Raw genomic sequence first — 5360 nt, 5'->3', positions numbered from 1 at the left:
CTGGAACGCGCGCCCGGCGCTGAACTCGGTGGCGGGAGCATCGATGCCCCGGGCCGCGGGCGCCCGCACGGATTGCAGCGCCCCCACCGCGACGACCAGCAGCAACACGACCGCGAGCAGCGCTGCCGCCGCCCGGTGGGTGGGGCGGGTCAGGGCCCGGGACGCGGCCTCGATCCGGGGTACGCCCACGTGGACCTCCTCGACGACGGTGTCGGATGCCATCTAAGCCGCTGCGGCCCCGCCCGGGTACCCCGTGGATCTTTCGAGGCGGTGACATAACTTTGTGCGGTGACCGCCCCGCTCGACCCCCCTGCCGTGTTCGCCGAGTTCATCGACCGGGTCGCCTGCTACGACCCGGCGCCCGAGGCCGGTCCCGCCGCCGTGCTCGGTCTGCGTACCGCGCTCGGGGAGGCGACGTTCCAGGTCAGCGACCATGTCGTGCGGGCGATGTGCCGGGCCCTGGAGGCGTACCGGGATCCCGCCGACCGGGGCACCTGCACCGGCTGCGGCAGCCGCCGCCTCGACGAGAACCTGCACTGCGGCGACTGTGGCCGGCTGCACGGGATCCTGGGCCAGGTGATCGCCGAGCACGCCCGCCGGGTGGCCGAGGACCCGTCGTACGGGCCACCGGCGTGAGCCGCGCCGCTGCCGTGGGTGTCCGGTGTTGTGCGTCCGCAGCCGGTGGTGGACTATCAGCGGGTCACGCCCGAAGGAGTCGAGCCATCAAGCGTTCCCACCGCGCCGGAGCCGCCGTTGCGCGCACCCCGTCGTGCGGGGTGGCGTGGTGAGCGAACGCGCTCTCACAGTGCCGCCGGCGGCGTTGAAAGCCCCCGAACGGCTGCGCATCCTGCTGGTCGAGGACGACGAGGGCGACGCCTTCCTCGTCAAGGAGCTGCTCGCCGAGGCCGGTGCGCTGTTCGACCTGCGGGTGGCGACCAGCCTGCGCGAGGCCCGGCCGATGATGCGCGGCGTGCAGTGCGTCCTGCTGGACCTGGGGCTGCCCGACGCCGAGGGCATCGACGGCCTGCGCAAGCTGCTCGCCGTGGCCGGCAGCGCCGCGGTCTGCGTGCTGACCGGGCGCTCCGACGAGCACCTGGGGGTCGCGGCGGTCGCCGAGGGCGCCCAGGACTACCTGGTCAAGGGCCAGGTCGACGGCGTCCTGCTGGTCCGCGCCCTGCGGTACGCGGTCGAGCGCAAGCGCGCCGACGAGAACACCCAGCGGCTGCGCGAGGTGGAGCTTCGTCAGGCCGAGTCGGCCCGGCTCGAACGAGGCCTGCTGCCCCAGCCGCTGATGCAGACCACCGAGGTCGCGGTGCACACGTTCTACCGCTCCGGGCGGGCGATGGGCCTGCTCGGCGGCGACTTCTTCGACGTGGTGCAGGTCGGTCCCGACCGCCTGCACGTCATCGTCGGTGACGTCTGCGGGCACAGCGTGGACGAGGCCGCCCTCGGCGTCGAGCTCCGGGTGGCGTGGCGGGCGCTGGTGCTCGGCGGGGTGCCGGAGGACCAGATCCTGGGCGCGCTGGAGCAGGTGCTGATGAGCGAGCGGCGGGCCCGTGAGGTCTTCGCCACGGTCGCGTCGGTGGTCCTCGACCTGAGCGCCAACCGGGCCACCGTGCGGCTGGCCGGACATCCGCCACCGGTGCTGCTCAAGGACGGCCGGGCCGAGCCGGTGGCCGCGCGCCGCGGCATCGTGCTGGGCGTCAAGCCGACCCCCACGCCCGCGACCGACGTGGAGCTCTCCGGCGACGACTGGTCTCTGCTCATGTACACCGACGGACTGATCGAGGGGCACACCGGCGTGGGCAACGAACGTCTCGACGTGGACGGGCTGTGCGGCGTGCTCGCCGAGCCGGCCGCCACCCAGGTGCCGCTGGCGGCCCTCCCGGCCTGGCTGGTCGGCCGGGCCGAGCAGGGCAACGGTGGCCCCCTCGCCGACGACGTGGCGATGCTGCTGATCTCCCGGGGCGGCGGCCGATGAGCCTGCTCGACCTGCGCACCTGGACACTGCGCCGCAGGGTGGTGGCCCTGTCGATGACCGTCGCGCTGCTGCTCACCATCCTGGGCGTCTTCGCCGCGATCACCGCCGCCAACAGCAACGAGCACATCGACACCATCCTGAACAAGACCGGCCCGATGCGCTCCTCGGGCGAGAGCCTCAACACCGCCGCGGTCAACCAGGAGACCGGCATCCGTGGTTACGCGATCAGCGGTGACGAGGACAGCCTCAAGCCCTACAACGAGGGTCTCGCGGCGCAGAGCAAGCTGCTGGCCGAGATCAACCGGCTCAACGGCGACGTCAACGGTGACCCCGGCGTCCGAGCCTCGCTGCTGGCAGTGCAACAGCGGGCCGACGAGTGGCGGACCGCCGTCGCGGTGCCGGTGATCGACACCGTTCGTGCCCGCGGGCCGGAAGCCGGCCAAGCGCTGGTCGACGCGGCCGACACCGCGCGGTTCGACGCGCTGCGAGCGGCGATCTCCGAGTTGCAGAGAGCCATCTTCGTGGTCCGCACCGATGCGGCCGAGGCGGCCAAGCGCACCGGCACCGTGCTGGTGGCGCTGGAGATCTTCGCGGCGGTGGTCGTCATCCTGGCCGGAGCGGTGCTCTTCCTGCTGCTCGACCGCCTGGTCAGCCGGCCGGTGACCGAGCTGGCCGAGCAGGTCCGCGAGGTGGCCCGCGGCGACTACGACAAGCAGATCACCAGCAGCGGATCCCCCGAGCTGCGCACCCTGGCCGCCGACGTGGACGGGATGCGCCGGCAGATCGCCAGCGAGCTGACCGAGGTGCGCGAGGCCCGCGAGCAGATCGAATGGGTCAACGACCAGCTCAAGCAGCAGGCGGAGGAGCTGACCCGGTCCAACCGCGACCTCGAGCAGTTCGCCTACGTGGCCTCGCACGACCTGCAGGAGCCGCTGCGCAAGGTGGCCAGCTTCTGCCAGTTGCTCCAGCGCCGCTACGCGGGCCAGATGGACGAGCGCGCGGACCAGTACATCGCCTTCGCGGTCGACGGCGCTCAGCGGATGCAGCGCCTGATCAACGACCTGCTGGCGTTCTCCCGGATCGGCCGGCTCACCGCGGGCTTCACCGACGTGGACCTGGACCGGGTGCTGACCGAGGTGAAGTCGCAGCTGGAGGCCCGGGCCGGGGACGACGCCGAGATCACCTGGGCCGACCTGCCCACCGTGGAGGGCGAGGAGCCGCTGCTCACCACGCTCTTCGTCAACCTGGTCGGCAACTCGCTGAAGTTCCGCCGCCCGGACGTCGCCCCGGTGATCCGGGTCACGGCCGAGCGGCTGGAGGAGGAGTGGCAGATCAACGTCCGGGACAACGGGATCGGCATCGAGCCCGAGTTCGCCGACAAGGTCTTCGTCATCTTCCAGCGGCTGCACGCGCGGGACGCGTACGAGGGCACCGGCATCGGGCTGGCCATCGTCAAGAAGATCGTCGAATACCATGGCGGACGGATCTGGCTCGACCTCGAGGTGACCGAGGGCACGTCGATCTACTTCACGTTGCCGCTGCTCGCCGGGGTGCCGGTGGCGGAACCCCGGAAACAGGATGAGGTCGCGGCATGACGCCGGAACGTGCTGAAGGAGGCTCGGCATGACGGGTGCGGTGCGGCAGGACGGCACACCCATCGAGGTGCTGCTCGTCGAGGACGACCCGGGCGACGTGCTCATGACGCAGGAGGCGTTCGAGGAGCACAAGGTCCGCAACCGGCTGACCGTGGTGTCCGACGGCGCCGAGGCGCTGGCCTACCTGCGCCGCGAGGGCGCGTACGAGGGTGCGCTGCGGCCCGACCTGATCCTGCTCGATCTGAACCTGCCCCGCCGCGACGGCCGGGAGGTGCTCGAGGAGATCAAGAAGGACGACGACCTCTGCCGCATCCCGGTGGTGGTGCTGACCACCTCGGCCGCCGACGAGGACATCCTGCGCAGCTACCAGTTGCACGCCAACGCCTACGTCACCAAGCCGGTCGACTTCGACCGGTTCATCTCGGTGATCCGGCAGATCGACGAGTTCTTCGTCAGCGTCGTGAAGTTGCCGCCGCGTGCGTGACGACCTGATCGACGAGGTCACCACCCTGGTCCGGGAGGTGGCGCAGACCATCGTGCTGCCCCGGTGGCGGCATCTGAGCGACTCCGAGATCCAGCAGAAGTCGCCCGGCGACCTGGTCACCATCGCCGACCAGGAGTCGGAGCGGGCGCTGACCGCCGGCCTGACCGCGCTGCTGCCCGGCTCGCAGGTCGTCGGTGAGGAAGCGGTGGCGGCCGACCCGGGCGTGCTGGGCCGCGTCGGTGACTCGGGCGCGGTCTGGATCGTCGACCCGGTCGACGGCACCAACAACTTCGCGGCCGGCAAGACGCCGTTCGCCGTGATGGTCGCGTTGCTGCGGGACGGGGAGCCGGCCGCGTCCTGGATCCTCGACGTGGTCGCCGACCGGATGACGGTCGCGGAGGCGGGCAGCGGCACGTTCATCGACGGGCTGCGGGTCAAGACCCGCACCGACGATCCGGGTGCGGCCGGGCTGACCGGTTCGTTGTCGCGCAACTACTTCCCCGACGACCTGCGCGAGCGGATCGAGCAGCGGATCGCCACGCTGGGCACGGTGACCGGCGGCCACCACTGCGCCGGCTACGAGTATCCGGCCGTCGTCTCCGACGAGCAGCAGTTCGCCACCTTCTGGCGGATCCTGCCCTGGGACCACGTGCCGGGGTCGCTGATCGTGCGCGAGGCCGGTGGCACGGTGCTGCACCTCGACGGCTCGGCGTACCGGCCGACCGACTCGGAGCGCGGCCTGCTGGTGGCGGCCAACGAGGACATCTGGCGGACGGTGCACGCCGCCCTGTTCGCCTAGAGCTTCGACAGGATCATCAGCTTGTGGCCGCCGGGATCGACGGCGCGGGCCAGTCGTTCGCCCCAGGGCTGGTCGGCCGGCTCGGCCAGGATCTCGGCGCCGGCCGCACGCAGCCGGGCGACGGCCTCGTCGCAGTCGTCGGCATAGACACACAGCTCGTGGCCGGCGGTCGCGTCGGCGCCGATGCCCAGCTCGCTCCGGCCGAGGCGCAGGGTCACGAAGACCGGCTCACCCTCGGCCGGGAAGCGGTACTGCTCGGTGAAGCCCAGCCCGTCGGTGTAGAAAGCGACGGCGGCGGGCAGGTCGGCCACGGTGATGACGGGAAATGCCTCGGTGAACGCCATCCTTCGGATATTAGGGTGCCCGCATGTCTGCGTACCTGTCTGAGCTTTTCGGTCTGACCGGCCGGACCGCAGTCGTGACCGGCGGCAGTTCGGGGATCGGCCGGGCCATGGCCGGCGCGCTGGGCGGCGCCGGCGCCCGCGTCGTGCTGGTCGCCCG

General features: G+C 71.7%; 8 protein-coding genes. 6 read left to right on the top strand and 2 right to left on the bottom strand.

Annotated features, from left to right (window positions below):
* On the bottom strand, positions 1-222 hold a 222-nt coding region (locus tag AB0C29_RS31940), incomplete at its 3' end, for a hypothetical protein (RefSeq protein ID WP_360828032.1).
* Positions 223-288: 66 nt separating this feature from the next.
* On the opposite strand from AB0C29_RS31940, the gene AB0C29_RS31935 reads away from it, so the two are divergent.
* From AB0C29_RS31935 to AB0C29_RS31915, 5 genes are all read left to right on the top strand, one after another.
* Positions 289-636, top strand: coding sequence for a hypothetical protein (locus tag AB0C29_RS31935; RefSeq protein ID WP_360551618.1), 348 nt, complete (start codon positions 289-291; stop codon positions 634-636).
* Positions 637-784: 148 nt separating this feature from the next.
* Positions 785-1981: a fused response regulator/phosphatase gene (locus tag AB0C29_RS31930; protein ID WP_360828029.1), complete on the top strand. Its 1197-nt coding sequence runs from the start codon at positions 785-787 to the stop codon at positions 1979-1981.
* On the top strand, positions 1978-3576 hold the full coding sequence (locus AB0C29_RS31925; protein WP_360828027.1) for an ATP-binding protein: 1599 nt from the start codon (positions 1978-1980) through the stop codon (positions 3574-3576). The genes AB0C29_RS31930 and AB0C29_RS31925 overlap by 4 nt, the downstream gene beginning before the upstream one ends.
* 28 nt (positions 3577-3604) lie before the next feature.
* Complete coding sequence (locus tag AB0C29_RS31920; protein ID WP_360551624.1) at positions 3605-4060, top strand: response regulator; 456 nt, start codon at positions 3605-3607, stop codon at positions 4058-4060.
* On the top strand, positions 4053-4859 hold the full coding sequence (locus AB0C29_RS31915; RefSeq protein ID WP_360828024.1) for an inositol monophosphatase family protein: 807 nt from the start codon (positions 4053-4055) through the stop codon (positions 4857-4859). The genes AB0C29_RS31920 and AB0C29_RS31915 overlap by 8 nt, the downstream gene beginning before the upstream one ends.
* Here the strand turns inward: AB0C29_RS31915 and AB0C29_RS31910 are convergent.
* Entirely contained in the window at positions 4856-5203 is a 348-nt protein-coding gene (locus AB0C29_RS31910; RefSeq protein WP_360828021.1) for a VOC family protein, read from the bottom strand. The genes AB0C29_RS31915 and AB0C29_RS31910 overlap by 4 nt on opposite strands.
* 23 nt (positions 5204-5226) lie before the next feature.
* On the opposite strand from AB0C29_RS31910, the gene AB0C29_RS31905 reads away from it, so the two are divergent.
* On the top strand, positions 5227-5360 hold a 134-nt coding region (locus AB0C29_RS31905), incomplete at its 3' end, for an SDR family NAD(P)-dependent oxidoreductase (protein ID WP_360828035.1).

Source organism: Actinoplanes sp. NPDC048791, from assembly GCF_040650095.1.
In the GTDB taxonomy this organism is placed as follows: domain Bacteria; phylum Actinomycetota; class Actinomycetes; order Mycobacteriales; family Micromonosporaceae; genus Actinoplanes.
The sequence above is the reverse complement of the archived record's forward strand: the minus strand, read 5'-3'. Positions and strand labels throughout refer to the sequence as shown.